Below are 25,184 nucleotides of genomic sequence, written 5' to 3' on the forward strand. Positions count from 1 at the left end.
ATACAGCTAGCTGTATAAACCCCCGATTTAGGGTGTTATACAGCCGTCTGTATATACCCCCGATTTGGGGTGTTATACAGAAATTTTGCTGTATAATCCCTTATATATTCCATAACAGCATTATACAGTCACCACTAGAAAGGGGCAAGAAAATGGTAGAAACCACAAAAAACATCAATTCATCCCCTCAGAAGGGAAAAAAACTCCTCGAACAGTTCAGGGACAATATTCGCCTGAAACAATACTCATATCGCACCGAAAAAACCTACATCGAGTGGGTTCGTGAATACATCCTCTTTCACAACAAGCGCCATCCCCGCGAAATGGGAGTGACAGAGATTAATCAATTCATCACCCACCTCGTCGTCGACCGTAAAGCCTCCGCTTCCACTCAGAATCAGGCCATCAGCGCCATCCTCTTTCTCTACCGCAACACCCTCCACATCGAATTAGACCAATCCTCCCTCAACTTCATCAGGCCCAAAAAAGGAAAACGCGTCCCCAACGTACTCTCTATAAAAGAAGTGCGCGCCGTCATCACCAACATGACAGGCCAATACAAACTCATGACGCAGATCATGTACGGCAGCGGCCTCCGCCTCATGGAATGTCTGCGCCTCCGCGTCAAAGATATAGATTTTGAGAATCACCGCATCATTGTCTACGATGGAAAAGGCGGCGACGACCGCGTCACCATGCTCCCCGACAGCATCATTGCGCCTATACGTCAGCACCTCGCCCAAACAAAAGCCACCCACCAAAAAGACCTGGCCGCTGGCCTTGGTTCCGTTCAAATGCCCTTCGCTCTCGATAAAAAATACCCCGCCGCCCACCAACAATGGATATGGCAATTCGTCTTCCCCGCGCCAACACTCTACACCGAACCTGAAACAGGCATTACCCGCCGTCATCATATTCACGAAACCGCCATCCAAAAAGCCATTCGTGTCGCAGCAAAAACTGCAAAAATAGAAAAACGCGTCACCCCCCACACCTTCCGCCACTCCTTCGCCACACACCTCCTCCAAAACGGCTACGACATTCGCACCGTCCAGGAACTCCTCGGCCACAAAGACGTCAAAACCACCATGATCTACACCCATGTCCTCCAACGCGGAGCCAACGCCGTCAAATCACCCCTCGACCCATAACCCATCGCCAGCCCAACAAAAAGCCTCCTCGCGCAGAGAAGGCTTTTTGTTCACGATTCAGTTTTCAGTTAAGCACGAAACGGACTAAAACTCATCCGAACGTAAATAATGCATAAGGCTAATTTGCTCGCTCAGGATATGGGGAGGAACACCCAGTCCGAAGGACTTTTTTGAACTGAGGCAGGGCTTTAGCCCGCACCGACCTGCACGAACCATGATTCACGTATCCAATCTTCCGTCTCATCAGACCGCTGATTACCCCTACTTCCCATACCGCTTGCGGATCTCAGGCAGGAAATACTCATCGAAGAATTTATCCACATCGTAATCTGGCGTCCAATTCCAATCCTTGCGCGCGCGGGCATCATCCACATCTTCAGGCCACGAATCCACGATCCCCTGTCGGCGCGGATTGGGCTCGAAAGTGATCTTCGCATCAGGGAAGGCCTTCAACGCCCGCTGACGAAATTCCTCCGCCGTCAGCGCAAAAGCCGCGATGTTATACACCGTATTGGAAAGCTTCTCGCGCGGCACATCCATCAGCACCAGCAGGGATTTGATCGCATCGGGCATCGCCATGAATGAGATCTTCGTATCCGCGCGCACAAAACAGGCATACGGTTTCCCCTGCGCCGCCGCATGTAACATCTCGGGACCATAATCGCTCGTGCCGCCGCTCGGCAATGTAAAAGCGCTGATCAAGCCCGGGAAGCGGATCGCCCGAAAGTCCAGCATGACCGGGGGTTTCTCATCCAAATGTTTTTGACCGTAAAATTTACCGTAATACATCCCCAGCTTTTCGCAATACAACTTATTGCATCCATACATCGTGTGCGGATAATCCCACTCCTCCTCTTTCACGAGTCCCGCCTTCTTCTTGGCATCCAGTGTTGGCATTCCATACGCCGCGATCGAACTCGGGAACAAAAACTTCACAGCCTTTCCATATTTCTCCGAACGATACGCCGCCAGCATCAACAGCTGCATCGTACCTTCCACATTGATGCGGTGCGCCTCCTCCGTCGCCACCTCGGCCTTCGAAGAAAGCGAAGCCGCCAGATGGAAGATGATATCGAAATCGTAATCATAAAAAGTCTTGATCTTATAAACCAGATCCCCCTGCACATGTTCCGCCGATAAATGTTTGATCGAATCCGGTAATGGCATAAAATCCGCAGTGACGATTCGATATCCGCCCCTCGCCGCCAGCCCCTGCACCAACGCCTGTCCAATTTCACCGCACGCGCCGGTGATAAGCACCTGCTTCTCGCTCATGGTCAACTCCTTATTATGCTAGAATGAAGTTATCTTATTTTACGCCACAATCAAAATTTCCCTGTCATAAATTCCCCATGATGTTTTTACATGATCACTCCCCTGTGAAAAAATTCCTGTTGATCTCTGCCCTCGGCACCCTGATGCTGACAAGTTCATGCGCCGTAGTCGATGCCATGCTCACCACCCCCACACCGCAGATGCCGACGGAAACCCCGATTCCAACGCCGACCATTGTCTGGTTCCCGCCATCGATCACTCCCTCCGCCCAGGCATTTTCCACCTACCTGCCCACCCCCGAAATGCGCCCCGGCCTCGGCAAGACCTTCCTCACCGACAACTTCTCCAACGAAGAAAACTGGGACACCGCCGCCTCAGACCAGGCCAGCGCCGCCATGGAAAACAACCAACTCATCCTCGCTTCACAAAGCAGCGTATACATGCTCAGCCTGCGCCGCGATCTCACCCTCGACGATTACTACGCCGAGATCACCGCCCGCACCAACCTCTGCCGCGGCGACGATAGCTACGGCCTGCTCATCCGAGCCAACGCAGTCGCCTACTACCGCATCGCCCTCACCTGCAACAGCACAGTCAGCGCAGAACGGGTCAGCGTAGGCACACGCCAGCTCTTGCAATCTCCCCTCCCCAGCGGCGACGCTCCCCCCGGCGCCCCCGGCGAAGTCCGCATCGGGGTTTGGGCGGTCGGCACAGAAATGCGCCTCTTCCTGAATGGCCGCTACCAATTCAGCATCAGCGACACAAACTACCCCAGCGGCACCATCGGCGTCTTCGTCAACTCCGCCGGAGATACAGGCACCATCGTATCCTTCTCCGACCTCACCATTCAAGAGATCAACCCCACGATTCCAGTTCAAACCCCGCAGCCATAAATAACCCAAATCTCCTATCCTGTCACGCTGAGGGGCGTATACCCCCAAGCATCTCAAAAATACCATGTCGCTCTGAGGGAGCGTTCTTTGCGACCGACACTTGCGCCGCACGCCAGTGCGGTGAGAGTCTCGTCTTTAGGGGTAGAGACCCTTCGCTATCGCTCAGGGAATCACGGTCGGGCCGTAATATGAGTGAGTGAGTGATTGATTTGTCTTTTTGCGTCTTTGCGTTAAAACTCGTATTAAAAAAATTATCCCCAACTTCATCAACTTCCCCCACAATACACATTTCCGATCTCGTATGATAGAGAACAACACTATTTGTGACATTGTTCACTTGTTTGTCATACAGCTTAACTCTATATTCAAGCTAGCCTGATTTATTGGGTGTTTCTTGAATCCCCACAAACGTATTGAAAGGAAAATGTATGAAGCGAATTGGTTTTTTTGTTTCGGTACTCGTTGCCGCAAGCCTCGTGTTGAGCGCATGCGGAGGTGGTTCCACAGCCGCCAATCATCTGGAAGCCATCAAACAGGCAGGCGTGATCAAGGTCGGCACCTCTGCAGACTATCCGCCATTTGAATCGGTGGATGCCAGCGGCAACAAGATCGGGTTCGATATCGACCTGATGACAGAGATCGCCAAACGCCTCGGCGTAAAAATTGAATGGGTCGACATGCCCTTCGACAGCCTGATCGCCGCCGTACAGGAAGGCAAGATCGACGCCTCCATTTCAGCCTTCAACTACAGCGAAGAACGCGACCAGACCATCGACTTCTCCGATGCCTACTACACCTCAGAAGATGCGTTCACCGTAGCCGAAGGTTTTGCAGGCACCATCGCCAACCCGGAAGATGTCGCCAATTTCAAAGTCGGCGTGCAAACCGGCACCACCCAGGATGGCTGGCTCACAGACACCCTCGTTGCCACAGGCAAACTCCCCGAAGAAAATCTCTTCCGCTACGACCGCGTTGACCAGGCCATGCTCGACCTGCAGAACGGCCGCATCGAAGTGATGATGTCCGATTACATTCCCGCACAGGCCCTCGTCGAACAACTCGGCGGCCTCACCATCGTCTATCACGGTGTGCTCTCCAGCGGCCCCATGAACATCGTCATCCCCAATGATGATAAAGAACTTCAACAGGCCATCAATGAGATCCTCAAGCAATTGCAAGACGAAGGTTTCATCAATGACCTCGCAGTGAAATACTTCACCGAATAAAACCAAACAGGGGCAGGGTTTCAGCCCTGCCCCACTCGCATCCAATGCTGAGCAATTTTTTCTCCTACATTATTCAAGGCACAGCCATCACCATCGCGGTGACACTGATCGCCCTGCCATTCGGCCTGATCCTGGGCTTATCCATGGCGCTGGTCCACACCTACGGGGGCAAAATATTAAATCGTCTCGCCGCGATCTTCAGCCTGCTGATGCGCGGTGTGCCGCCGATCGTGTTGTTATTCATTTTATATTTCATGCTTTCGAGCAGATCCTTCAACCTCTCCCCGTTTTGGGCAGGCTCGCTATCGCTGGGCATTGTCAGCAGCGCCTATCAAATGGAGATCCTGCGCGGCGCCTTGCTGGCAGTCGGCGGGGGTCAAATGACCGCGGCCCGTGCCATCGGCATGAGTCGTCTGCAAGCCATCCAGAACATCATCCTGCCGCAGGCCTTGCGCCTCGCCATCCCGCCCTGGTCGAACGAAGCCTCCATCGTCTTGAAGGATTCCTCGCTCGTATACGCCCTCGGCGTTCCTGAGATTCTGCGGCGCGCCCAGCAGTTATCCGCGACGACTCAACAACCGTTTCTTGCCTACGGGATAGCGGCTCTTATCTATTTTGTTTTGGTCTTCGCGACAAATCGCGCCCTCGACTATTTAGCCGAACGAACAAAACTCCCCACTCACCCATAATAGAGAGAAACACATGAGCAATCCCATTCTCGAAACGCGCAGCCTGACCAAAATTTACGGCAAGAACATTATCTTCAAGGATATCAATCTCAAGGTCAACGAAGGCGAGACCATTGTGATTATCGGCCCAAGCGGCACAGGCAAAAGCACCCTGCTGCGCTGCATCAACCTGCTGACATCCAACGAAGGCGGCCAGGTTTTTCTCGATGGCAAAGAGATCACAGCCAAAGGGTATAACCAGGATGATGTTCGTCAACACATCGGCATGGTCTTTCAAAACTTTTTGCTCTTCAATCACCTCACCGCGCTCGACAATGTAATGATCGGACTCCTAAAAGTAAAAAAGATGCCCAAAGCCCAGGCTCGGCAAAAAGCGATGGAAGAACTCAAGCGTGTCGGTCTCGAAGACCGCGCCGACCATTACCCCGGTCAACTCTCCGGCGGACAGCAGCAGCGTGTGGCAATTGCGCGGGCGCTGGCCATGGACCCCAGCGTGATGCTCTTCGATGAACCCACCTCCGCATTGGACCCCGAACTCATCGGCGAAGTCCTCGGCGTAATGGCTCAACTGGCACGCGACCGCATGACCATGCTGGTCGTCACCCACGAAATGGGCTTCGCCCGCGAAGTCGCAGACCGAATCGTCTTCATGGAAAAAGGCAGCGTCGTGGAAGAAGGCTCTCCCGATGACCTTTTCTATCACCCCAAACATGACCGCACCCGTGAATTCCTGTGGAAGATCACCGAGTTATACGGCAAGAAGGAAAAAGAAAAGGGTGCAAAAGAATGACCGCCTTTTTTGAATTCTTCGTCCGCTTTCTGCCAGATATGCTGAAAGGCGCAGGGGTGACGGTATTACTCACCGCCGAAGGATTGGCGGCAGGGTTTGTATTGGGTTTGCTCGCGTCTTTGGCGCGCACCTATGGAAACAAGTTTTGGCGCGGCGTGGCAGTGAGCTACATTGAATTATTCCGCGGCACTCCCCTGTTGATGCAATTATTCCTTATTTACTACGGCCTGCCCGGGCTCGGCGTGACCTTCTCGCGGGAACTCTCCGCATTTCTAGCGCTCGGCCTGAACAGCGGAGCCTATCAGGCGGAATATCTGCGCGGTTCCATTCTCGCGATTGGCGATGGCCAAATGATGGCGGGACGTTCCATCGGCATGTCGCGCATCAAAACCATCTGGCATATCATCCTGCCGCAGGCATTGAGGCTTGCCATCCCCGCATGGTCGAATGAACCTGTTTCGTTATTGAAATCCACGGCTGTTGTGTTTTTGATCGCCGTGCCTGAGTTGATGGCAAAAGCAAAATCCATCGCCGCGCAGACCTATGACCCCATCGGCACCTACCTCGCCGTTGCGCTGGTCTATCTCGCAATGGTCTATCTGCTCGACGCAGTTCTCCGCTGGATCGAAAGAGCCACCCGCATTCCAGGTTTCGAAATGGAAGGAAGGAAGGCGTAATCCGTTAGCGCACGAACTGGGCGATCAAGCTGCCGATCAGTCCCAACCAATAAGCCGAAGAATAGTAAATGAACAACGGCTGTCTGCCGCGTTTCCAAAGCAGATAGGCCGAAAGCACAGCCAGCGCGGCGACAATGTATAGATCCAGGCCGATCTCTTCAAAGCCGAGGTTTGCCAGCACGCCAGCGCCGAGAAATAGAGAATTGACCAGAAGCAGGGCAATGTCCCTGCTTTCTATTTTTTCACGATGGGGAAATAAGTTTTGCAGGAACAGCAGAGCCGCGTTCATCATCACAAAGCCAGTAAAGAAGATCCAGTGACTGAATTCGTCGTCGTTGAAAATGACAATGCGGCACAGGTCACTGGAGGGATCATCAAGGCAAAAGCGGACGTGCAGATAATTCGTCACCTCATGATCGCCGTAACTAGCAGCGAGTAGGTAGATGCCGACGATAAAGGTCAGGTTGATCGCCAGGTGCGCCCGCGATTCACGCGAAGGAGAATCGTACTCAATTGTCTTTTGAGGAGATAAAACGCCGTCAGGCTGATCAGCGGCAGGACGAGCATGTTGTTGAAATCCACCCAGCGGAGAAATTCATTCGGCAAAACATGGCCCAGCGTCCACGGGCTGAGGCGGTTGATGGAGACCAAAATCGCGACAACAGATTGCACAGCCAGCAATGTGTGTATGCGTTTCATTTGTCACCTACCGATAAAATCACATGTCATTGCGAGGGACTGCCTTGCAATGACATAAACTCAGGACGAACTTAATAATTGTTTCGCCAGCATGGACATTTCCCTGTCAGCGCGATTCTCCGCAATTTCTCGCAAGGCAGGGATGGCGCGTTCATCACGTAAATTGACGAGGGAGAACATGGCATTCTTTTGTACGTCCCGGTCAGGGTCACGAAGCATTTCAATCAGAACAGGTGCAACCCGCACATCTTGAATTTTCCCCAATGCAACAACCGCATGCTCACGAATTGCCGCCTCAGGGTGACTGAGCGATTCGATCAAGATGTCCACGGCTTGTGAACCAAATTTTGTCAACGCTTCGGCGGCGGCTTCCCCAACCTCATGGTGAAGGTCATACAATGCCATCCCCAGTTCTTCGATGGCGCGGATATCGCCCAGCTTCGAAAGGATCATCGCCGCAAACTTGCGGACGGTGCCTTCCTTGTCGGCAAGCGCATCGATCAGCGGCTCCACCACCGCTTCGCCCATATTCTCGATGGCAGTCAAAAGAACGGAAACAGCCTGTTCCTTTTCATACCACCAAAAGGAATCACGCAATGCTTCCATGAGGAAAGGAATCGCGGCAGGGTGTTTGGTCTCTCCCAAGGCTTTCGCAGCGGCCTGGCGCACTTCGATTTTCAGGTCATCCAACAACACATTTGTGATCTCATCAAAAGTGGAGGGATCGCGGAATTTTCCAATGGCGGCACATGCGGCAATACGGACTTCATCTTCGGGGTCTTTGAGCAAAGGCAGCAGATCGGGAACGGTTCTCTCATCGCCGATGGCTGCGAGGGCCAAAAGAGCCTTTGACCTCACCGTAAAATATTCGCTCTTCAACGCATCCAGCAGGACGGGAATCAGAGCCTTGTCTTTGCTGATGCCGAAAACCTCGATGATACGTCCACGGATGACGGGATGCGCGCTGGCAAGGGCCTTTGTCAGTTGGGGTTGGGCAGAGGGCATTCGAGCGAGAACATGTTGATAGATCAGAAGCAGGCTCAAGTCTTGAGTCTGAAGCGCTTCCATCAGGGCCGGCACGGCTTCTGCGCCCAGTTTCATCAGTCCTTGGGCAGCAGCGTCGCGTTTCGTTGAATCCGCAAGCTGCGAAATCAACTTTTTCGATTCTCCCTGTTTCGAGCCTGTGAGCCAGTCCATATGTTTATTTTAATGCATAACTCCCTGCGTTGCCGCAGGGAGTTATGCATCCGCCAGTGGATAAAACTAGACGCCTTTGATTAAAAGGCTGAGAGCCAGAATCACAAAACCAATGAACAAAAGCCAGAAACTCGCAATCGGAATAATACTTAGAATACCAAGCTCGCTGAGCAAACCAAGAACCGCAAAAGCAACTGAGATCCAATAAGTCACTACTTTAGGGGGTGAAAGTTTCATATTTTTCTCCTTTGAAAACAATAAACATTCTGACGGATACTATATTTATAGCACACTTGAAAATTAATTCAACATTAATTTAAAAATCAGTTCCAGGCTCGCAAAAACTCTCAGGCTCGAAATCGGCTAATTTTTCTCTGATATAATCCCCGATTCGGTTTGCGGGAATCATAACGCCAGCGGACTTTTGGTGTTGTTTTCCTAAGCATTACACTAATTTTCTGTGCGTTTCGACGCACGATTAACCTTATCGGAGTTCCCAACTAATGAAGAAAGAACAACAGTTAGACCTCTATTACCAGATGGTACTCATCCGTCGCGCGGAAGAACGCGGCGCGGAGTTGTACCAGCAGGGCAAAATCGGCGGTTTCATGCATTTATACATCGGGCAGGAAGCCGTTTCGACAGGATTGATCGCGGCGCGCGAACCTCGTGACCGCGTGATCACCGCCTACCGCGACCACGGCGTGGCGTTGAACTGCGGCATTTCAGCCAATGAAGTGATGGCGGAGCTGCTCGGCAAGGCCACTGGCATGTCGAAGGGCAAGGGCGGCTCGATGCACATGGCCGATACTTCCAAGAACATGTGGGGCGGACACGCCATCGTCGGCGGCCACCTCCCCATCGCTTCGGGCTTCGCGCTGGGTGACCAGTACGCGGGCAACGACAATATCACCATCTGCATGTTCGGTGACGGCGCAACCAACATCGGCTATTTCCATGAAGCATTGAACCTTGCCAAGACATGGGGCCTGCGCGTGCTGTGGGTTTGTGAAAACAACCAATACGGCATGGGCACTTCAGTAGACCGCGCCTCGGCTGTGACCGAGATCCGCCAGAAGGCCGAAGGCTACGGCATGAAGAACGGCCAGGTGGACGGCATGGATGTAATGAAGGTCTACGAAGCCGCAAAGGAAGCGTTGGAATTCGTCCGCAAGGAAAGCCAGCCGTACCTGCTCGAGATCGATACCTATCGTTTCCGCGGTCACTCCATGGGCGACCCCGAACGCTACCGCAAAGCCGAAGAAGTGAAGCAGTGGCAGGAAAACGACCCCATCGGTATTTTCAACAAGTATCTGCTCGATAAAAAGATCGCCACCCGCAAGGTTTTGGATGAGATCGAGGCTCGCGCAGAAGATGAAGTGAACAAGGCTGTTGAGTTTGCAGAAGCCAGCCCCGAGCCGACATTGGATGAGTTGTACACGGATATTTACGCCGATTAAGAGAATAGATAAATAGAGAATAGAGAGTAGTTTCTTTGCATAGTAACTAATCTCCATTCGTCTAATCTCTATTCTCTCTCGAAGAGGAAACAATGGCAAAAATCACAATGCGCGAGGCGATCTCGCAAGCTTTAATGGAAGAAATGGACCGCGACCCTTCTGTTTTTATCATGGGCGAAGAGGTCGGCGTTTGGGGCGGCACGTATGCCGTGACCAAAGGCTTTTACGATAAATATGGCGCGGCACGTGTCAAAGACACACCGATCGCGGAAAATGCCATCATCGGCGGTGCAATTGGCGCGGCAATGGTGGGTCAACGCCCCGTTGCAGAACTCATGACCATCAACTTTGGTTTCTCGGCAATGGATTACATCGTCAATCAGGCGCCCAAACTTCATTACATGTTTGGCGGACAGTTCACCCTTCCGATGGTCATTCGTGCCGTCGGCGGCGGCGGCCGTCAGCTTGGCGCAACACACTCGCAAACTCCAGATGCCGTCTTCGCGCATTTCCCCGGCCTCAAAGTCGTCAGCCCTGGAACGCCGGAAGATGCCAAAGGATTGCTCAAATCAGCCATCCGTTCGAATGATCCGATTCTCTTCATCGAACACGCCACCATGTATCAAGTCCGCGGCGAAGTGCCCGAGGGCGAATACACCATCCCGATCGGAAAATCCAAAGTACAGCGCGAAGGCAAAGACCTCACCATCGTCACCTATTGCAAGGGTCTTGAGCTTTCTGTGAAAGCCGCCGACGAACTCAGCAAGCAAGGCATCGAAGCTGAGATCGTAGACTTGCGCACCCTGCGCCCGCTCGACATGGAACCCGTGCTCGATTCCTTCAAGAAAACCAATCGCGCCATCGTCGTCGAAGAAGGCTGGAAGTCTTACGGTGTCGGTTCTGAAATCGTAAGCCGCATCTACGAAGAAGCCTTCGATTACGTCGATGCGCCCATCATTCGCGTTGCACAAAAAGAAGTTCCGCTCCCCTACAACCGCACCCTCGAACAAGCCGCGCTTCCCCAAGTTGCGGATATCGTCGCGGCGGCAAAGGAGGTTATGAAATAATGGCCGAAACAATTTCCATGCCCAAACTCGGCTTTGACATGGCCGAAGGTCTGCTCGTCCGCTGGGTCAAGCAGGTTGGCGAGAATATCAACAAAGGCGACGTACTCGCCGAAATCGAAACCGATAAAGCCACCGTCGAAGTTGAATCTTCCGCAAGCGGCGTTGTGCTGCAACTCATCGTCGATCAAGGCACGATGGTTCCCGTCAACGCGCCGATCGCCGTTGTAGGTGCTGCCGGTGAAAAGTGGATGCGCCTGCGGCGACCGCAAACAGCGGACCGAAGACCGAAGCCGCGCCTCAATCTGCGCCGACAACTGCTTCTGCTCCGAGCAGCACTGCCTCCCCTGAATCATCACCCGTTGTCGATAATCAGTCATCCGTCGTCAAAGCCTCTCCCCTCGCCAAAAAGATCGCCCGCGATCAAAAAGTGGACTTGTCCAAAGTGCAGGGCACCGGCCCCGGCGGACGAATCGTCCGCAAGGATATTGAATCGGCATTAGCCAGTGGCAGTCGTCAGTAAGCAGTAAACAGCCTGCAACCCCATCCGCAACTATCAACTACCAATCTCCACAGAAGATAAAGTAGTTTCCACCACCAAATTGCGCCAAGCCATCGGCCGTCGCCTCGTCGAATCCAAGCAGACCATCCCGCACTTCTACGTCACCCACGAATACAAGATGGAAGCTGTTATGGATATGCGCAAGCAAATCAACGCATACCTGCCAGAGAATGAAAAAGTCTCCGTCAATGATTTCATTCTCAAGGCCGTGGCTCTCACCTTACGTCAGTTCCCCAACCTCAACGCCACCATCAAAGGCAATGAGATCATCCAATTTGGGCATGTCAACGTCGGCGTGGCAGTCACCGTCCCCGGCGGCTTGATGACCGTCGTCGTCAAAGACACCGATCAAAAGGCTTTGCGTCAGATATCAGGCGAGGTCAAAGCCATGGCAGGCCGCGCCCGTGATGGCAAAGTCAAACCCGAGGATGTGGATGGCTCGACCTTCTCCACTTCCAACCTCGGCATGTACGATGTTGAAGATTTCATCGCCATCGTCAACCCGCCCGAAGCCGCGATCCTGGCGATTTCCTCCGCAAGAGAGGTGCCTGTTGTTGAAAACGGACAGGTCAAAGCAGGCTGGCGAATGAAAGCGACGATCTCGGTGGATCACCGAGTCAGCGATGGAGCCGAGGCGGCGCAGTTCATGCAGGCGCTGGCCGGGTTCCTGGAAAATCCTGTCAGGATGTTGGTGTAAAGTCGTAGGTCACGTCTGAGACGTGACCTACTTTTTTAGAACAGGATCTGGATTCGCCGTGCAAATTGCTCTACCGTCCAAGCGATCTTCCCGATACCGTGATCAAGGCACAGTGATAGCGACAGAGATGGCGTCGGTCAGGCTACCATTACCAACATCAACGGAAACAACATTATCACTACTGCCAGTGACCCACCTCCAGTTTCCGGTGTACTGGCCTGACTCCGCCGGGGCCCGCATGGTTATATAGACTGTGAGAGAACTACCTGGGGGGATTGTATTTTTCACCAATGGTTGAACTTGGGACAAAGCCGCCATTTGTTCCCCGCTTACAAAAACCAGCCGGTAGCTGGAATCCCAAGTGCATGTGCCCGTGTTGGTCAGGGTCCATGTCTTTTTGAAGTCTTGTCCAGCTTTGACTTTGGCGCCAAATGGCGGGTTCTCGTCCTCCAACCTGGCGCTATTGGAGCATCCCGTGGTGTTTGGCGCTTCATCAGCAGTTGGCGCCTCAACAAAGGCCAGCGCTGCTGAATCAGGAGCCGACTCTTGAGTCACCACCACCACGACGACCTTTGGTTCTTGTGCTGCGGGTGGTTGTTGGGGCGCTGGCGCGGCTGCGGGGGCCGGGGCGCCTCCGCATGCAGTGACCAGGAAAATTATCGAGATGGATAAAAAGCGAAGGTATTTCATGGTTTTTCTCCTAAAGAAAATATGATTTAGTAACAAACACACTGCTCGTTAGTTCAAAAGCAGGACTGACTTCAGATAGAAAAGAAGATACGGCTATTGCAAAACTAAAAATTAAAAAAGTTTATTCATTGGATTCTCCTTTTGGTGCGATATGGATATAGAACATCAAAAATTCAACAGATCTGGAAAAACAGGACATCGGCAGATGAAAAATCTCCAGTATGTATCCATCAGCCTCAAACCCGGAGGTGCGATAACGCGGTCTGTTTGCATCAAAGCAAATCCAGTAGTAACTGCGAGACCAAGGATGAGAATCAGTCCGGTAAGGAGCATGCGTCGACTCGGGGCTATTTTTTGAACGGCAGCTGTAGTTGTTGACATGGCACATTCCTTTCTTTGAGTGAGATAAATCTCGTTAGTTGATCGACCGGTCGAGTGTGACGTCAGGATAGCATCCCTGTCGATTACTGTCTGTCTCTTGGTTGACAAAATAAGTGTGGTCTAGCGCACATTTGCCTCCCGTCTGCACGCCAAATAAAAATACCAGCCTGGGAAGGCTGGTGCGCATGAAGCACTTTGAAGGAAGCTTGTCAAACGAGAAGTCCCTGTGATACGATGTCAATTGACAGGCATCTGTCCTGCCTTAACATCCTGGCGTGAGGTTATTCACAAGCTCTTTTTTTTATTGTACAGATCAGTGAAAGGGAAACTTATTGTATGTGCGCATCATCCCGCTCAACGTCCCTTGCCGACAAGCTGGCTTTCCTCAAACAAGTTCCGCTTTGTGCTCATATGGCGGATCAAGAACTGATTGCCTTCAGTCAGGATTTGAGACTGCGGGAGTATGCCAAGGGTCAAATTGTTTTTGAGCAGGGCGATTTGGGCCATACGCTGTCCATAATTTTGACTGGCAAGATACGTGTTTTCCGATTGACACCTTCCGGACTCGAAACCACGTTGACGATCCTCGGAACAGGAGATCTGGTTGGCGAATTTGCCGTCATTGACCAGCAGCCCCGCTCGGCGTCAGCGCGGTCAGTAGGGAAATCTTCGCTGTTGCAGATGAATGCAGATACATTCTTCAGGCATATTCGCGAACTACCGAACCTGGCGTTGGGTTTAATGCGTGTACTTGTCGCCAAGACCCGTTGGACTGCGGCTTATGCTGAAACGATTGCGCGGTATGATGCTGCCGGACGTCTGCTTCACATTCTTTTACTTTTTAATGAAAAATTTGGGGAGGAAAAACCAGACCAAACATACATACTCGACCTGGGACTGAACCAGACAGATCTAGCTTCCCTGGTCGGTGTGCGCCGGGAATGGGTAAACCGCATTTTACAGTATTGGTCAAAGAAAAAGTTGGTTGAATTTGAAGGAGGCAAGTTGGTCATCCTGGATTTGGCGCGTGCCAAACAAGAGCGTGACAGTCGCCTCGAGGCGAATTTAGATCAAACGAACTGGTAAACAAAGCGTTGTTAATCAAGCTGCCCGGCTTATGACTCTCCATGTCTACATTCCGCAAGACAGATTACGTGCGATAGCGAATAACACAATGTTACCTGATCGCACAACAGGTTCTGCGTTATTTGCCGACATCTCCGGCTTCACGGTGTTGACCGAATCCTTGCGCAAAGCATTGGGGGCAAGGCAGGGAGCGGAGGCGTTATCGAGGCAAATGGAAGAGGTGTTTTCGGCTTTGGTTGCTGAAGTGGAAATGTATGGGGGAAGCGTCATCAATTTTGCCGGAGATTCGATGCTGTGTTGGTTTGACCGGGGGATTCATGAAATACAAGCTTCCTCTTCATCTGCTTTATCGGCTGCGATGGGCATGCAGAATGTTATGCAAACATTTTCTAACCTGGCATTGAAAGTATCCATCGCCAGTGGAAATTCAAGACGATTTGTTGTGGGCGATGAAACCATTCAACGCCTGGATGTGTTGGCTGGAGCGACAATTTCGCGTACTGCTGTTGGGGAACATCTGGCAACCAAAGGCGATATAGTGGTGGACGAGGCAACAGTAAAATTGCTGGGTGACTCCTCGCTAATCAAAGAATGGCGTGAAGAAGGCGGTGAGAGGTTTGCTCTTGTTGAAAACGCGTCAACAAGCAGTGAACAGCCATCCGCACAGAGAGGGGATGCCGCGGCACTGCTCACTGATTACTCCATCCTTCGCCCATTTATTCATCATGCAGTCTATCAACGGGAAATATCAGGGCAAGGCTCATTTCTCACCGAATTTCGCCCGTGCGTGGCGTTGTTCATCAGGTTCAGCGGGTTGAATTACGACGCTGATGATGAAGTAACCCGCCTAGATGAATTCGTTCAAACTGTACAGAGGGTTGCTGAACGATATCATGGAATACTTCTGCAGATCACCATCGGGGACAAGGGCAGTTATGCGTATGTCAACTTTGGGGCATTGAGCGCGCATGAAGATGATTCAAGGCGTGCGGTCAAGACGGCGCTTGAATTACGAAACAAAACAGAACTTCAATTGCAAATGGGGATTACACAGGGACTGATGCGCGTGGGCGCGTATGGCGGCGTGACGCGCAAGGCCTTCGGCGCGTTGGGCGATGATGTTAATCTCGCGGCGCGGTTGATGACCACTGCCAAAGAAAATGAAATTCTGTTGAGCAGTGACGTGCATAAAGCGGTGATGGGGCAGTTCACGTTCGAGCCGCATCCGCCCGTGCCGATGAAGGGCAAAGCGGAGCCGCTGCCCGTGTTCGCGGTGACAGACGAAATTCAGCGACGAGCCGTGCGCTTGCAGGAGCCGAATTATTCCTTGCCGATGGTAGGACGTCAGGCGGAGTTGAAACTGATCGAAGAGAAACTCGATCTGGCAAAAGCAGGCAAGAGCCAGGTGATCGGCATCGTGGCAGAGGCAGGTTTGGGGAAGTCCCGACTCGTGGCAGAGATGATACGCAATGCCAAAAGGAAAGGATTCGTCGGGTTTGGCGGCGCGTCTTCGTTGGTTGAAAGGCGAAATTGAAGATCGCGCACCCTCGCGCTTGAACGCCATGCCGCTGTTGAATGTCGTGTTGGATCTGAACATTCCCGAAAATGATTTCACCCAAAATCTCGAGCCGAAGATTCGGCAAAGTGCACTGCATGCCCTGCTCGAAGATTGTTTGAAGGCACAGGCAAAGGATGAACCGACGTTGATCGTGATCGAAGACCTTCATTGGATCGACGCGCTCTCGCATGATCTGTTGGAAGGGTTGGCGAAGGCGCTAGCGAATTATGCCGTGTGTTTCGTGCTGGCGTATCGCCCACTACAGATGGAAAGATTACAGAACCCGCGCATCGAAGCGTTGGAGCAATTCAGCAGGATCGAATTGCATGAACTCACGACCCTCGAAGCGGAGAGCGCGGTGCGTGCCAAACTGACGCAGTTGTATCCTGCACGCGGTGGGGCATTGCCCGCAGGCTTGGTGGAGGCGTTAATGAAGCGCGCGCAGGGCAACCCGTTCTATCTCGAGGAACTGCTCAACTACGTGCGCGACCGCGGGCTTGATCCGTCCGACATCCAAAACATTGAATTGCCCGACAGCCTGCACACGTTGATCCTGAGCCGCATTGACCAGTTGAGTGAAGCGGAGAAGATCACCCTGCGTGTGGCAAGCATCATCGGCAGGCTGTTCCGCGCCAAGTGGCTGACAGGTTATTACCCCGAGTTGGGATCCTTCCCACAGGTGAAAGCGGCGTTGGACGCGCTATCTGGATTGGATATCACGCCTCTGGACTCCCCCGAGCCTGAGTTGGCGTACTTGTTCAAGCACATCGTGACGCATGAGGTGACCTACGAAAGCCTGCCCTTTGCCACGCGCGCCAGATTGCATGAGCAGTTGGCTCGGTATTTGGAAAACGCGGACGCCCTTGTCGAGACGATCGCCTTCCATTACGGGCGCAGTGAGAACAAAGCCAAGCAAGTGGAATACCTGCACAAGGCGGGCGAGGCATCGCAAAAGAATTATGCCAACAACGCCGCGTTGGATTATTACGGCTCGCTCCTGCCCTTACTCATTGATGTTAAAGAGAAAACAAAAATTCATTTGAGGCGCGGGGAAGTGTTGGAGTTAATCGGCAATTACGATGACGCCGAAAGCGATTACCGCGCCGCGTTGGATTCGGCTAAGGATGACATGGCGTTGATAGCAAGCGTACAATATGCCTTGGGCAAGTTGAACCGCAATCGTGGGAATTATGGGCCCGCACTCGAATGGCTGGTGAAAGCGAAGGAGACGTACACGGCATTGGGAGACAACGCAAGACTGGCACAGGTTTTAATCGAAACAGGGACGGTATTATTTTGCGAAGGTGACCTTACACAGGCAGGCGAGTTGTGCAATAAAGGGTTAATATTGGCGCGGGAAGCGGGCGACAGTCTGGGTGCTGCACTAGCGCTGAGGGAATTGGGGGGGATGGCATGGCAACAGGGCGATCGGGTTGCTGCCCGGACATTGGCTGAAGAGAGCTTGAACCTGCGGCGCGCGATGGGTGATAAGCGGGGTATCGCGAGTTCACTTCTCGATTTGGGGAGTGTGGTTTGTGAACAGGGCGACTACGCGAAGGCGCGGATGTTGTATGAAGAGAGCTTGAGCATGCGGAGCGGGATGGGGGATAAATCCGGCATCGCGGATTCGCTTTATATGCTGGGGAAGTTGGCTTATTGGCAGGGCGAATACGTTGCGGCGCGGGCATCGTTTGAAGAGAGCCTGAGCCTGTGTCGCGAGATGGGGGATAAATCGGCTATTGCCCTGGCGCTCACCCATTTGGGAAATGTGGTATCGTCACAGAGCGACTATGCCGCGGCGCAGGCGTTGCACGAAGAGAGTCTGAGACTGTGTCGTGAGATGGGCTTTAAGTTGGGCAGCGCGATTGCGCTCGTAGACGTGGGGTACGAGGCATATCTTCAAGGAGATTACATCAAGGCGCGACTATCGTATGAAGAGTGTCTAGCACTATGCAAAGAGATGGACGAAAAACAGGTCATGGCATATGCTCTGTTTGGTTTAGGGCTGCTGGATTTAACTGTAAATAAGCCGGAAGCGCGCGAACACATTTTGCACAGCCTGCGCCTGCGTTGGGACACGGGCGAGAGGTTGCAACAAACTTCCAGCCTGATCGGTGCGGCGGGGTTGGTCTTAGAGGAGGGTAATCCGCAGTTCGCCGCGGAACTGCTAGGTGCGGTCGAGTCCGTGCTGAAGGGGCTCGGCGCAGTGATGGAACCTGAATTGAAACCTTTTCATACGCGGACGCTGGAGGCTGCCCGTGGGCAGTTGGGCAAGGTAGCGTTCCAGTCCGCGTGGGAAGAGGGGGGGCAGTGGTCGCTGGAGGAAGCGGTGAAGAAGGTGCTGGGGGATTGACTGCCAAAATATTCGTTGATCACCGAGTCAGTGACGGAGCTTAGGCGGCGCAGCGCGAAGCGTGCAAAAGCTGATAGATTTTCTGGAAAACCCTGTCAGGATGTTGGTGTAAGAAAAGCAAACTGCGGAAGTTTTATAAACTTCCGCAGTTTTTTATAATAACAAACCTGGCGGTTGCGATTGTGTTACTCATCATCACCGGAAAACCCTATCATGATATTGGTGTAAATTCTGCGGGTCACGCTTGAAACGTGGCCTACTTTTTATGAGGTAACCATGCATAAACAACTTAAAAATGACCTGATCCATTTATCCTCCTTGCTCGAACAGACGAAGCAAGCATCTGAACCATATCTCAATGAGATCAATGAACGCCCTCCAGCAATTTTTTTCAAAAAGGAAAGCCTCGAGATCTCCCATGAAGGTTTGGGAGCAGCGAAAACATTGGATCTTTTCCTTGAACGCTACGGAGACCATATGCCCGCAAGCAACGGTCCACGCTTTTGGGGCCTGGTCACAGGCGGGACGACTCCCGCCTCCTTGATGGGCGATTGGCTGACCAGCGTCTATGACTTGAACTTGAGTCACGCCGCAAATTCCATCGCACCGAATATCGAGATGGAAACCATTCACATGCTGCGACAGTTGTTCGGGCTGTCTGAAAACTTTTCAGGAGCATTCACCTCTGGCGCAACCATGTCCAATTTTGCAGGACTGGCTATGGCACGTGAATGGGTCGGCAGACAATTCAATAAAAATATTTCACAGGAAGGCTTGCACAGCATTGCGCCGATCAAGGTATTGAGCAGCGAAGCTCACAGCAGTTCATTCAAAGCCTTGGCCATGCTGGGCATCGGACGGGGCAACATGAAGGTGATCTCGAAACTGAATGGAAATCGCGAAGCCATGGATATCTCCGCGCTAAAAATCGCCCTCGCGGAATTGAAAGGCGAGCCATGCATTGTCATTGCGAATGCAGGCACTGTGAACACGGTTGACTTCGACGACTTGCAAGAGATCTCTCACCTCAAATCCGAATTCAAATTCTGGCTGCATGTGGATGCCGCCTTCGGTGGCTTCGCGGCCTGCTCCCCGAAATATGCGCACTTATTAAATGGCATCAACAGTGCTGACAGCATCACCGTCGACGCCCATAAGTGGTTGAATGTCCCCTACGATTCGGCCATGATCTTTACCAAACACCGCGATCTTCAAATTTCAGTTTTTCAAAACAGCGGAGCCTATCTCGGTGAAATCGCCGAACCTGTAGACTTCATCCACCTTGTGCCAGAGAACTCCCGACGCATGCGTGCCCTCCCAGCCTGGTTCAGCCTGAATGCCTATGGCCTTGCTGGATATCAGGATATTGTGGAACGAAATTGTTTGATGGCTCAAAAGTGGGGGGGAAATGATCGAAGCCAGCAACATGTTCCATCTGGTTGCTCCTGTTCGGCTCAATGTAGCCTGCTTCACATTGAATGGCGATTTGAGTGCAGAAAGGGTCAAAACTTTCCTAACCCGCCTGCGGGACGATGGACGCGTGTTCATGACACCGACCGTTTACCAGGGCATTCCAGCCATCCGCGCCGCTTTCAGCAATTGGCGCACCGAAGAAGCGGATCTGGATATTGCCTGGCAGGCAATGACAGAATGCTATAAATGAGAAGGATAAAAAAATGAAAAATTTACTGAAACTCGAAGAAATCTTTATGTTTGCCTTGAGCATTTTCCTTTTCACAAAACTGGATTTTGCCTGGTGGTGGTATCCCGTACTGATCTTCACGCCAGACCTGAGCATGATCGGATATATCGTCAGCCCACAGATTGGTGCTGCAACGTATAACTTTATCCATCACAAGGCGGTCGGAATTTCTGTATTTGTGATGGGAATGATGCTCGCAAACCAGCCTCTGCAACTGGCAGGCCTGATCCTCTTCGGACACTCCAGCATGGATCGGATTCTAGGCTACGGTTTGAAATATCCCGATTCATTTCAACATACGCATCTGGGCATAATCGGCAAAGCATAAGTATGCATCCGAAAGCGGGTCACGATTGAATCGTGACCCGCTTTTTGCTACACTAAGTGCATGACCATTCGTATGCTCAATTGTTTTACGTGCAATGCCCGCTGGCCCAGCACCTTGAAAACGGGAATGGTCTGCCTGTTAATCGACACAAACAAGGGGTTGACCCTCGTCGATACTGGGCTTGGTCTCGATGATTACCATAACCCAACCTGGATGACGCTGATGTTCCGCATTATCACCATTGTGCCTTTCAACCCAACCGAGGCTGCGTTCAATCAAATCAAGAAAATGGGATTTGATCCCAACGACGTAAAAAACATCATCCTCACCCACATGCACTTTGACCACTGCAGCGGGCTGGCTGACTTTCCAAAAGCAAGAGTCCATGTATATCGGGGTGAATATCATGCATTCACGGAGGGGAGGATACGTCAATTTACTGAATTTTGCCTACATCCCCGCTATATTGCCCACAAACCTGAATTCGTTTTATACGATCAGGTCGATTCAAAATGGTACGAATTCGACGCCATCCGCCTGCCCTTTGAACCCGAGATATATCTAATCCCCCTCTTTGGCCATTCGCGCGGACATTGCGGTGTGGCCATCAAAACATCCACAGGCTGGTTCTTCCACGCGGCAGATGCAGGCGCAGCTTACGACAACGAGACGCCAAAGTGGTTGATCAAACTTTATGCTCGGTCCGCACGACGCGGGACTGCGCGCTTTCATGAAATCACATCCGGAAGTTCTTGTCTCCAACAGCCACATGTATCTTGAGTTCTTCAACGAGCACCCAGTGATCGAATAGATCATGGCACGGGCAAGTTCTCGCATAACACCTGGTAAGGCTCTTCGCCAAAGAAGGTGGTCCACTGGGCGGCATCGAAATTCTGGGTGAGGCGGTTGCAGGCGGCTTTGATCAGGTCATCTCTCTGAAATTGAGACATTTTTTGCATATCCCAAAACTGGATGGCTTTAAGGGATGAAGTCGCCAGCGTATTTCCATCCACTGAATAAGACATCCCGCTGACGGTATCCTTATGGCGAATCCGCGTAATCTCGCCGCCGGTAAATGGGTCGATCACGAAGACATTGTTCAGCGCCCCACCAAAAGACGGTCGCCGTGTGGGTTGAAGATCATCGAAGTGGCCTGTTCGCTGGGGATATTGGCGAAGCAGATAAAAAACATCTCCCTGTTTCTGCCAGATATAGATCTGTCCCGATGTATTATTTGCCGCAAGCAGGGAACCACCCTGACTAAAAGCCATAAGCTGATGATCTCCCGGAGAGTCGATTACAGCAATGGTGTCACCTGTCTGCACATCGAGGATCAACAGCTTGTCCTGCAAACCCACAGCCAGTTGGATCTGCAGCACTGGCCAGAGACATTATTTCCGTTTCATTCGAGAGCAGGTCCAGGAGCAATTCACCGTTTGTCACGTCCCATGCCTGAACATAACCGTCGAAATCCCCTGTGATCAAACGAGTGCTATCAGATGAAAAGACAATTGCTGGCACATTCTCAAATTTTTCGACCGTTCTCTTCGATCTGGCGGCAACATTGTATAGCACCACTTCCCCTTCATCCGTAGTGACACCGATCCATTTCGAGTCCGGGCTGACAATAATCTCTTCGATGAAGGCATCGAATGAAAGGATCGGTGGGGCTTGCACGATTCCACTTTGGGTGGCTATCTGATTCTTGTTCAGCAACCAGACCTGTTTTTCGTCAGATACGGCAATCCAGTCGCCTGATGGACTGTATTGAACGTTCGATGCAACCGATTCCAGTTGAAAATAATTTGTCGAGGCGGGCAGTGCAGAGATATCCCAAACATGAATTTCACCGATCTGATCCCCAGAGATGAGATATTTTCCATCCTTGCTAAACGCAAGCACGTTGCCATCCCCGTTGATCGGGATCTGGAACATCTCCGCGCCTGTGGCGGCATTCCAAACCCGCACGGTCTTATCGTAGCCAGTGGTGGCAAGCCATTGACCATCCGGGCTGATCTCCACGCTGCTCAGGAAACTATCCTGCAACATACGGATCTTTTCTTTGCCAGTGGCGGTATCCCACACCCTGATTCTTTGATCATCAGAAACGGTAACAAACCATTTGCCATCCGGGCTGAAAGTAAGATCCTCCACCCAATCTTCATTAGTGATTTGAAACAGTTTCGCACCATTGCTCACCTGGGTCATGAACGCAAAACTATCCGAGCCGCCGGAGATGAGCTTGCTGCTATCCGGACTGAAGGCGATCTCAAAAACTTCGCCCCTATGTGACGGGCCGGTCAATACCCTGCCATCGCGCAAATTCCAAAACGTGATGGTCCCCTCATTACTGCCAGCGGCGATCCACGTTCCATTTGGGCTGAATGCGGTCACGTACAAACCGCCAAATGTCGAAGCTCAAATTCAAACTTGCGAGTCGCCAACGCAATAAAAGTGATGCGCTATCGTCACGCCACTGCGAGCGATTTTCCATCAGGCCGATGTTGACATCCCAAATCGGAATGTTGTACTGAACGTATCCTGCAATTCGCGGTCTGCGCATCGACGATCATCACTTCTCGGACACATCACCGGGTTGCAATGATCTTTCCATCGGGACTAAAAGCCGCATCTTCCACCGACTCAGGGCTGTCCACACAAAAGCGCATTTTTCCACCCTGAAGCTCCCACACACATGCTGTACCGTCGGCACTTGCAGTGACGAATGAATCTCCAGACGGGCTAATCTCCAGCGTTGATAACGTCCGATTGCTCCATTTGCGTGATCGGTACAGGAAGCAGTGAGATATTCTTGCGAAGAATATCCTCGGCTTCCTGTGACGGGGCTGCGTCTCATCGATCCAGGGCAAGCAGGGTGCTGATATAAAGTCCGCCCACCTTCGATTGGTAGATCTGCACGCGCGGCGCTATTGCGTTGCGCCTCAGCAATGACCTGGTTTTTTTCAGCGATCTCCTGATTTTTTATGGCAGCATCGGCGTTTTCCTGCGCGATCTCAGCGTTCTTTTGGGCAAGTTTTTCATTCTTTTGCGCCAATATCTTTTGTTCCTGAGCCAGTTTTTCATTTGCGGAGGCTTTTCGCGATTGATATACCGCAGTGATGGATAAGACGATCATAATCAGCAGTGCTGTAGCTGCCGCGATCCAAAACGTAGTTCTTCGTGTTTCATTCCGATAGCTGAAGTCAATATAGACCAATTGGAGATTGGAAGGCTTGGGGTCATTCTTTTCGGCGGTGGCCAGCATACGACGGGCGCTGCGCAAGTCGTTTCCACGCAAAAGCAGGCTGGGATCTTTTTTTCGCTCCCATTCCAACGCCCGGACCTGCAAGCGGCGATGCTCCTGAACCCACTCAATATCAAGTGTAATTGCGACTTTTATCTTCTCCAAACCTTCGTTGAAGTCATCCTGCTCGCGAATAAAGATCCAATTCAGGTCGCGGACGATCGGATTGACTGTCTTCGGGTCAACATCGCGGAGAACGATCGGAATGATGCGCTTATTATTCTTGGCTGCATGCCCAATTTCGACATTACAAACCTCAGATGCAACCGAATCAGGACTGATCAGGAAGACAAATACATCTGATTCTTCAATTCCCACGCAGGATCTCTTCCAGCCAACCTACAGCGGGCGGATATGTTCCCAATCGACCCAGACGTCGAATTCAAATCTTTTAATGTTATCGATCAGCTTACGCGCAACGGTGGAATCTTTTCGTGAGTAGGAAACGATAAGTTTGTTCATAAAATGCCTCAGGCGACGATTATAACCTTTGAAAACAAAAACCTCCGAGCTATTAATAACTCCGGAGGTGCTGACTATCCGTACAATTCTTTCCTGAAAAACTCTGGCAGGGCAAAGGCTGCTTTGTGCACTTCAGGATTAATATAATTATTTATCCCAGGCGGGAACGGGGTTTTCAACCCGTTTTCCCACGGCATGTTCGAGACATACATGAAACCTATCCCACCACCGGGATAGGTTGGAATATTGGCATAGTAATATGCTGGATTCTTCGTCAACGCCTTCGCGGATTGATAAATGGTTTTGATCAGTTCCGTGTCGAAGAAGGGCTGTTCACATTGGGTGGCGGCGGCTCCGTTAGGAGTCAACGCGCGCACCATGAGCTTGTAGAACTCATCTGAGAATAGTCTCTCGGCCATGCCGATGGGGATCGGTCGTATCCGAGATAATGACGTCAAATTGACCAGGGTTTTCCCGAGAAAACCAAAAGCGTCGCGGACTAATAATGTGGCACGAGGATCAGCCCATGGGTCGCCGAATGAAGCGAAGTGTTCGCGTGAAAGATCCACGACTCGTTGATCCAACTCACAAACGATGGCCTCTTCGACGGAGGGATATCGCAGCACCTGCTGCAACGAGCCGCCGTCGCCACCGCCTACGATAAGGACTCTCTTTGGCTTTCCAACTGCGAGCATGGGTACATGCACGATCATCTCATGATAAATCCAACGTTGTCGCGCTCGGTGAGCTGGATGATACCATCAAGGATCATAGCCTTGCCGAAAAACTCAGTTTCAACGATCTGTAAATGTTGAAACTGGTCTGTTCATCTGCAAGGATATTCTTAATACGGATCCCCTTGCGATAATACAGGTGTAATTCTTCAGTAAACCAAATACTCATTCAAGTTCCTACACTGCGATCGGCAGTTTCGTTTCAA

At 51.8% G+C, this 25,184-nt stretch carries 27 protein-coding genes and 1 pseudogene; 16 read left to right on the top strand and 12 right to left on the bottom strand.

The window, feature by feature from the left end:
* The first annotated feature begins 152 nt into the window (after positions 1–152).
* Positions 153–1,151 (top strand): integron integrase, encoded by a 999-nt coding sequence (locus tag IPI86_RS07635; protein ID WP_345297403.1) that lies wholly within the window; start codon positions 153–155, stop codon positions 1,149–1,151.
* A gap of 261 nt (positions 1,152–1,412) precedes the next feature.
* Here the strand turns inward: IPI86_RS07635 and IPI86_RS07640 are convergent, their stop codons facing one another.
* Entirely contained in the window at positions 1,413–2,426 is a 1,014-nt protein-coding gene (locus IPI86_RS07640) for an NAD-dependent epimerase/dehydratase family protein (protein WP_345297404.1), read from the bottom strand.
* Positions 2,427–2,530: 104 nt separating this feature from the next.
* On the opposite strand from IPI86_RS07640, the gene IPI86_RS07645 reads away from it, so the two are divergent.
* The 5 genes from IPI86_RS07645 to IPI86_RS07665 all read left to right on the top strand — a co-directional run bounded on the left by IPI86_RS07645 (position 2,531) and on the right by IPI86_RS07665 (position 6,701).
* Positions 2,531–3,319, top strand: coding sequence for a hypothetical protein (locus tag IPI86_RS07645; protein WP_345297405.1), 789 nt, complete (start codon positions 2,531–2,533; stop codon positions 3,317–3,319).
* A 428-nt stretch (positions 3,320–3,747) separates the two neighbouring features.
* Positions 3,748–4,545 carry an ABC transporter substrate-binding protein gene (locus tag IPI86_RS07650; RefSeq protein ID WP_345297406.1) on the top strand — a complete coding sequence of 266 codons (798 nt, stop codon included), beginning with the start codon at positions 3,748–3,750 and terminating at the stop codon, positions 4,543–4,545.
* A gap of 44 nt (positions 4,546–4,589) precedes the next feature.
* The gene (locus tag IPI86_RS07655; protein ID WP_345297407.1) at positions 4,590–5,234 is read left to right on the top strand and encodes an amino acid ABC transporter permease; all 645 of its coding nucleotides are present in this window, start codon (positions 4,590–4,592) and stop codon (positions 5,232–5,234) included.
* A gap of 13 nt (positions 5,235–5,247) precedes the next feature.
* A complete protein-coding gene (locus IPI86_RS07660; RefSeq protein ID WP_345297408.1) occupies positions 5,248–6,024 on the top strand; it encodes an amino acid ABC transporter ATP-binding protein in 777 nt (258 codons plus the stop codon).
* Complete coding sequence (locus IPI86_RS07665; protein ID WP_345297409.1) at positions 6,021–6,701, top strand: amino acid ABC transporter permease; 681 nt, start codon at positions 6,021–6,023, stop codon at positions 6,699–6,701. Before IPI86_RS07660 ends, IPI86_RS07665 begins: the two co-directional genes overlap by 4 nt.
* Before the next feature lie 4 nt (positions 6,702–6,705).
* On the opposite strand, the gene IPI86_RS07670 is transcribed toward IPI86_RS07665, so the two are convergent.
* The 4 genes from IPI86_RS07670 to IPI86_RS07685 form a co-directional block, all read right to left on the bottom strand.
* Positions 6,706–7,110 (bottom strand): hypothetical protein, encoded by a 405-nt coding sequence (locus IPI86_RS07670; protein ID WP_345297410.1) that lies wholly within the window; start codon positions 7,108–7,110, stop codon positions 6,706–6,708.
* A 50-nt stretch (positions 7,111–7,160) separates the two neighbouring features.
* Entirely contained in the window at positions 7,161–7,400 is a 240-nt protein-coding gene (locus IPI86_RS07675) for a hypothetical protein (protein WP_345297411.1), read from the bottom strand.
* 60 nt (positions 7,401–7,460) lie between these two features.
* On the bottom strand, positions 7,461–8,597 hold the full coding sequence (locus IPI86_RS07680) for a HEAT repeat domain-containing protein (RefSeq protein ID WP_345297412.1): 1,137 nt from the start codon (positions 8,595–8,597) through the stop codon (positions 7,461–7,463).
* Positions 8,598–8,663: 66 nt separating this feature from the next.
* Complete coding sequence (locus IPI86_RS07685; RefSeq protein ID WP_345297413.1) at positions 8,664–8,834, bottom strand: hypothetical protein; 171 nt, start codon at positions 8,832–8,834, stop codon at positions 8,664–8,666.
* Positions 8,835–9,100: 266 nt separating this feature from the next.
* Here IPI86_RS07685 and pdhA point away from each other — a divergent pair, with 266 nt between their 5' ends.
* From pdhA to IPI86_RS07705, 4 genes are all read left to right on the top strand, one after another.
* A complete protein-coding gene (gene pdhA, locus IPI86_RS07690; RefSeq protein ID WP_345297414.1) occupies positions 9,101–10,057 on the top strand; it encodes a pyruvate dehydrogenase (acetyl-transferring) E1 component subunit alpha in 957 nt (318 codons plus the stop codon).
* 92 nt (positions 10,058–10,149) lie between these two features.
* Positions 10,150–11,124, top strand: a complete 975-nt coding sequence (locus IPI86_RS07695; RefSeq protein ID WP_345297415.1) for an alpha-ketoacid dehydrogenase subunit beta — start codon at positions 10,150–10,152, stop codon at positions 11,122–11,124.
* Positions 11,124–11,624: a biotin/lipoyl-containing protein gene (locus tag IPI86_RS07700; RefSeq protein WP_345297416.1), complete on the top strand. Its 501-nt coding sequence runs from the start codon at positions 11,124–11,126 to the stop codon at positions 11,622–11,624. The genes IPI86_RS07695 and IPI86_RS07700 overlap by 1 nt, the downstream gene beginning before the upstream one ends.
* A 63-nt stretch (positions 11,625–11,687) precedes the next feature.
* A complete protein-coding gene (locus IPI86_RS07705) occupies positions 11,688–12,380 on the top strand; it encodes a 2-oxo acid dehydrogenase subunit E2 (protein ID WP_345297429.1) in 693 nt (230 codons plus the stop codon).
* A gap of 102 nt (positions 12,381–12,482) precedes the next feature.
* Here IPI86_RS07705 and IPI86_RS07710 read toward each other — a convergent pair whose 3' ends face one another.
* Complete coding sequence (locus IPI86_RS07710) at positions 12,483–13,070, bottom strand: NBR1-Ig-like domain-containing protein (protein ID WP_345297417.1); 588 nt, start codon at positions 13,068–13,070, stop codon at positions 12,483–12,485.
* A 717-nt stretch (positions 13,071–13,787) separates the two neighbouring features.
* Between IPI86_RS07710 and IPI86_RS07715 the strand changes: the two genes are divergently transcribed.
* From IPI86_RS07715 to IPI86_RS07740, 6 genes and pseudogenes are all read left to right on the top strand, one after another.
* On the top strand, positions 13,788–14,537 hold the full coding sequence (locus tag IPI86_RS07715) for a Crp/Fnr family transcriptional regulator (protein ID WP_345297418.1): 750 nt from the start codon (positions 13,788–13,790) through the stop codon (positions 14,535–14,537).
* Positions 14,538–14,625: 88 nt separating this feature from the next.
* A complete protein-coding gene (locus IPI86_RS07720; protein WP_345297419.1) occupies positions 14,626–16,071 on the top strand; it encodes an adenylate/guanylate cyclase domain-containing protein in 1,446 nt (481 codons plus the stop codon).
* The gene (locus IPI86_RS07725; protein WP_345297420.1) at positions 16,007–18,448 is read left to right on the top strand and encodes a tetratricopeptide repeat protein; all 2,442 of its coding nucleotides are present in this window, start codon (positions 16,007–16,009) and stop codon (positions 18,446–18,448) included. Before IPI86_RS07720 ends, IPI86_RS07725 begins: the two co-directional genes overlap by 65 nt.
* A gap of 276 nt (positions 18,449–18,724) precedes the next feature.
* A pseudogene (locus tag IPI86_RS07730) lies at positions 18,725–20,111 on the top strand (pyridoxal-dependent decarboxylase).
* Positions 20,112–20,124: 13 nt separating this feature from the next.
* Positions 20,125–20,478 (top strand): DUF4260 domain-containing protein, encoded by a 354-nt coding sequence (locus tag IPI86_RS07735; RefSeq protein WP_345297421.1) that lies wholly within the window; start codon positions 20,125–20,127, stop codon positions 20,476–20,478.
* Between the two features lie 60 nt (positions 20,479–20,538).
* Positions 20,539–21,258: an MBL fold metallo-hydrolase gene (locus IPI86_RS07740; protein ID WP_345297422.1), complete on the top strand. Its 720-nt coding sequence runs from the start codon at positions 20,539–20,541 to the stop codon at positions 21,256–21,258.
* 32 nt (positions 21,259–21,290) lie between these two features.
* On the opposite strand, the gene IPI86_RS07745 is transcribed toward IPI86_RS07740, so the two are convergent.
* The 6 genes from IPI86_RS07745 to IPI86_RS07770 all read right to left on the bottom strand — a co-directional run bounded on the left by IPI86_RS07745 (position 21,291) and on the right by IPI86_RS07770 (position 24,957).
* Positions 21,291–21,830, bottom strand: coding sequence for a hypothetical protein (locus IPI86_RS07745; protein WP_345297423.1), 540 nt, complete (start codon positions 21,828–21,830; stop codon positions 21,291–21,293).
* On the bottom strand, positions 21,790–22,872 hold the full coding sequence (locus IPI86_RS07750; RefSeq protein ID WP_345297424.1) for a WD40 repeat domain-containing protein: 1,083 nt from the start codon (positions 22,870–22,872) through the stop codon (positions 21,790–21,792). The genes IPI86_RS07745 and IPI86_RS07750 overlap by 41 nt, the downstream gene beginning before the upstream one ends.
* Positions 22,826–23,041 carry a hypothetical protein gene (locus IPI86_RS07755; RefSeq protein ID WP_345297425.1) on the bottom strand — a complete coding sequence of 72 codons (216 nt, stop codon included), beginning with the start codon at positions 23,039–23,041 and terminating at the stop codon, positions 22,826–22,828. Before IPI86_RS07755 ends, IPI86_RS07750 begins: the two co-directional genes overlap by 47 nt.
* A 9-nt stretch (positions 23,042–23,050) precedes the next feature.
* Positions 23,051–24,100 (bottom strand): TIR domain-containing protein, encoded by a 1,050-nt coding sequence (locus tag IPI86_RS07760; RefSeq protein WP_345297426.1) that lies wholly within the window; start codon positions 24,098–24,100, stop codon positions 23,051–23,053.
* A 21-nt stretch (positions 24,101–24,121) separates the two neighbouring features.
* The gene (locus IPI86_RS07765; RefSeq protein WP_345297427.1) at positions 24,122–24,244 is read right to left on the bottom strand and encodes a hypothetical protein; all 123 of its coding nucleotides are present in this window, start codon (positions 24,242–24,244) and stop codon (positions 24,122–24,124) included.
* A gap of 74 nt (positions 24,245–24,318) precedes the next feature.
* Positions 24,319–24,957, bottom strand: a complete 639-nt coding sequence (locus tag IPI86_RS07770; RefSeq protein ID WP_345297428.1) for a spermidine synthase — start codon at positions 24,955–24,957, stop codon at positions 24,319–24,321.
* Positions 24,958–25,184 lie beyond the last annotated feature (227 nt).

Source organism: Candidatus Villigracilis affinis (assembly GCF_016705895.1).
GTDB classification, from domain to species: domain Bacteria; phylum Chloroflexota; class Anaerolineae; order Anaerolineales; family Villigracilaceae; genus Villigracilis; species Villigracilis affinis.

Excerpts from the sequence above, each read along its gene's own strand:
- IPI86_RS07695 (WP_345297415.1), top strand. The coding sequence starts at position 10,150 with ATGGCAAAAATCACAATGCGCGAGGCGATCTCGCAAGCTTTAATGGAA.
- IPI86_RS07685 (WP_345297413.1), bottom strand. The coding sequence starts at position 8,834 with ATGAAACTTTCACCCCCTAAAGTAGTGACTTATTGGATCTCAGTTGCT.
- pdhA (WP_345297414.1), top strand. The coding sequence starts at position 9,101 with ATGAAGAAAGAACAACAGTTAGACCTCTATTACCAGATGGTACTCATC.
- IPI86_RS07715 (WP_345297418.1), top strand. The coding sequence starts at position 13,788 with ATGTGCGCATCATCCCGCTCAACGTCCCTTGCCGACAAGCTGGCTTTC.
- IPI86_RS07675 (WP_345297411.1), bottom strand. The coding sequence starts at position 7,400 with ATGAAACGCATACACACATTGCTGGCTGTGCAATCTGTTGTCGCGATT.
- IPI86_RS07665 (WP_345297409.1), top strand. The coding sequence starts at position 6,021 with ATGACCGCCTTTTTTGAATTCTTCGTCCGCTTTCTGCCAGATATGCTG.
- IPI86_RS07740 (WP_345297422.1), top strand. The coding sequence starts at position 20,539 with ATGACCATTCGTATGCTCAATTGTTTTACGTGCAATGCCCGCTGGCCC.
- IPI86_RS07710 (WP_345297417.1), bottom strand. The coding sequence starts at position 13,070 with ATGAAATACCTTCGCTTTTTATCCATCTCGATAATTTTCCTGGTCACT.
- IPI86_RS07660 (WP_345297408.1), top strand. The coding sequence starts at position 5,248 with ATGAGCAATCCCATTCTCGAAACGCGCAGCCTGACCAAAATTTACGGC.
- IPI86_RS07720 (WP_345297419.1), top strand. The coding sequence starts at position 14,626 with ATGTTACCTGATCGCACAACAGGTTCTGCGTTATTTGCCGACATCTCC.
- IPI86_RS07680 (WP_345297412.1), bottom strand. The coding sequence starts at position 8,597 with ATGGACTGGCTCACAGGCTCGAAACAGGGAGAATCGAAAAAGTTGATT.
- IPI86_RS07700 (WP_345297416.1), top strand. The coding sequence starts at position 11,124 with ATGGCCGAAACAATTTCCATGCCCAAACTCGGCTTTGACATGGCCGAA.
- IPI86_RS07635 (WP_345297403.1), top strand. The coding sequence starts at position 153 with ATGGTAGAAACCACAAAAAACATCAATTCATCCCCTCAGAAGGGAAAA.
- IPI86_RS07725 (WP_345297420.1), top strand. The coding sequence starts at position 16,007 with ATGCCAAAAGGAAAGGATTCGTCGGGTTTGGCGGCGCGTCTTCGTTGG.
- IPI86_RS07770 (WP_345297428.1), bottom strand. The coding sequence starts at position 24,957 with ATGATCGTGCATGTACCCATGCTCGCAGTTGGAAAGCCAAAGAGAGTC.
- IPI86_RS07655 (WP_345297407.1), top strand. The coding sequence starts at position 4,590 with ATGCTGAGCAATTTTTTCTCCTACATTATTCAAGGCACAGCCATCACC.
- IPI86_RS07765 (WP_345297427.1), bottom strand. The coding sequence starts at position 24,244 with ATGAACAAACTTATCGTTTCCTACTCACGAAAAGATTCCACCGTTGCG.
- IPI86_RS07650 (WP_345297406.1), top strand. The coding sequence starts at position 3,748 with ATGAAGCGAATTGGTTTTTTTGTTTCGGTACTCGTTGCCGCAAGCCTC.
- IPI86_RS07755 (WP_345297425.1), bottom strand. The coding sequence starts at position 23,041 with ATGCGCAGACCGCGAATTGCAGGATACGTTCAGTACAACATTCCGATT.
- IPI86_RS07735 (WP_345297421.1), top strand. The coding sequence starts at position 20,125 with ATGAAAAATTTACTGAAACTCGAAGAAATCTTTATGTTTGCCTTGAGC.
- IPI86_RS07640 (WP_345297404.1), bottom strand. The coding sequence starts at position 2,426 with ATGAGCGAGAAGCAGGTGCTTATCACCGGCGCGTGCGGTGAAATTGGA.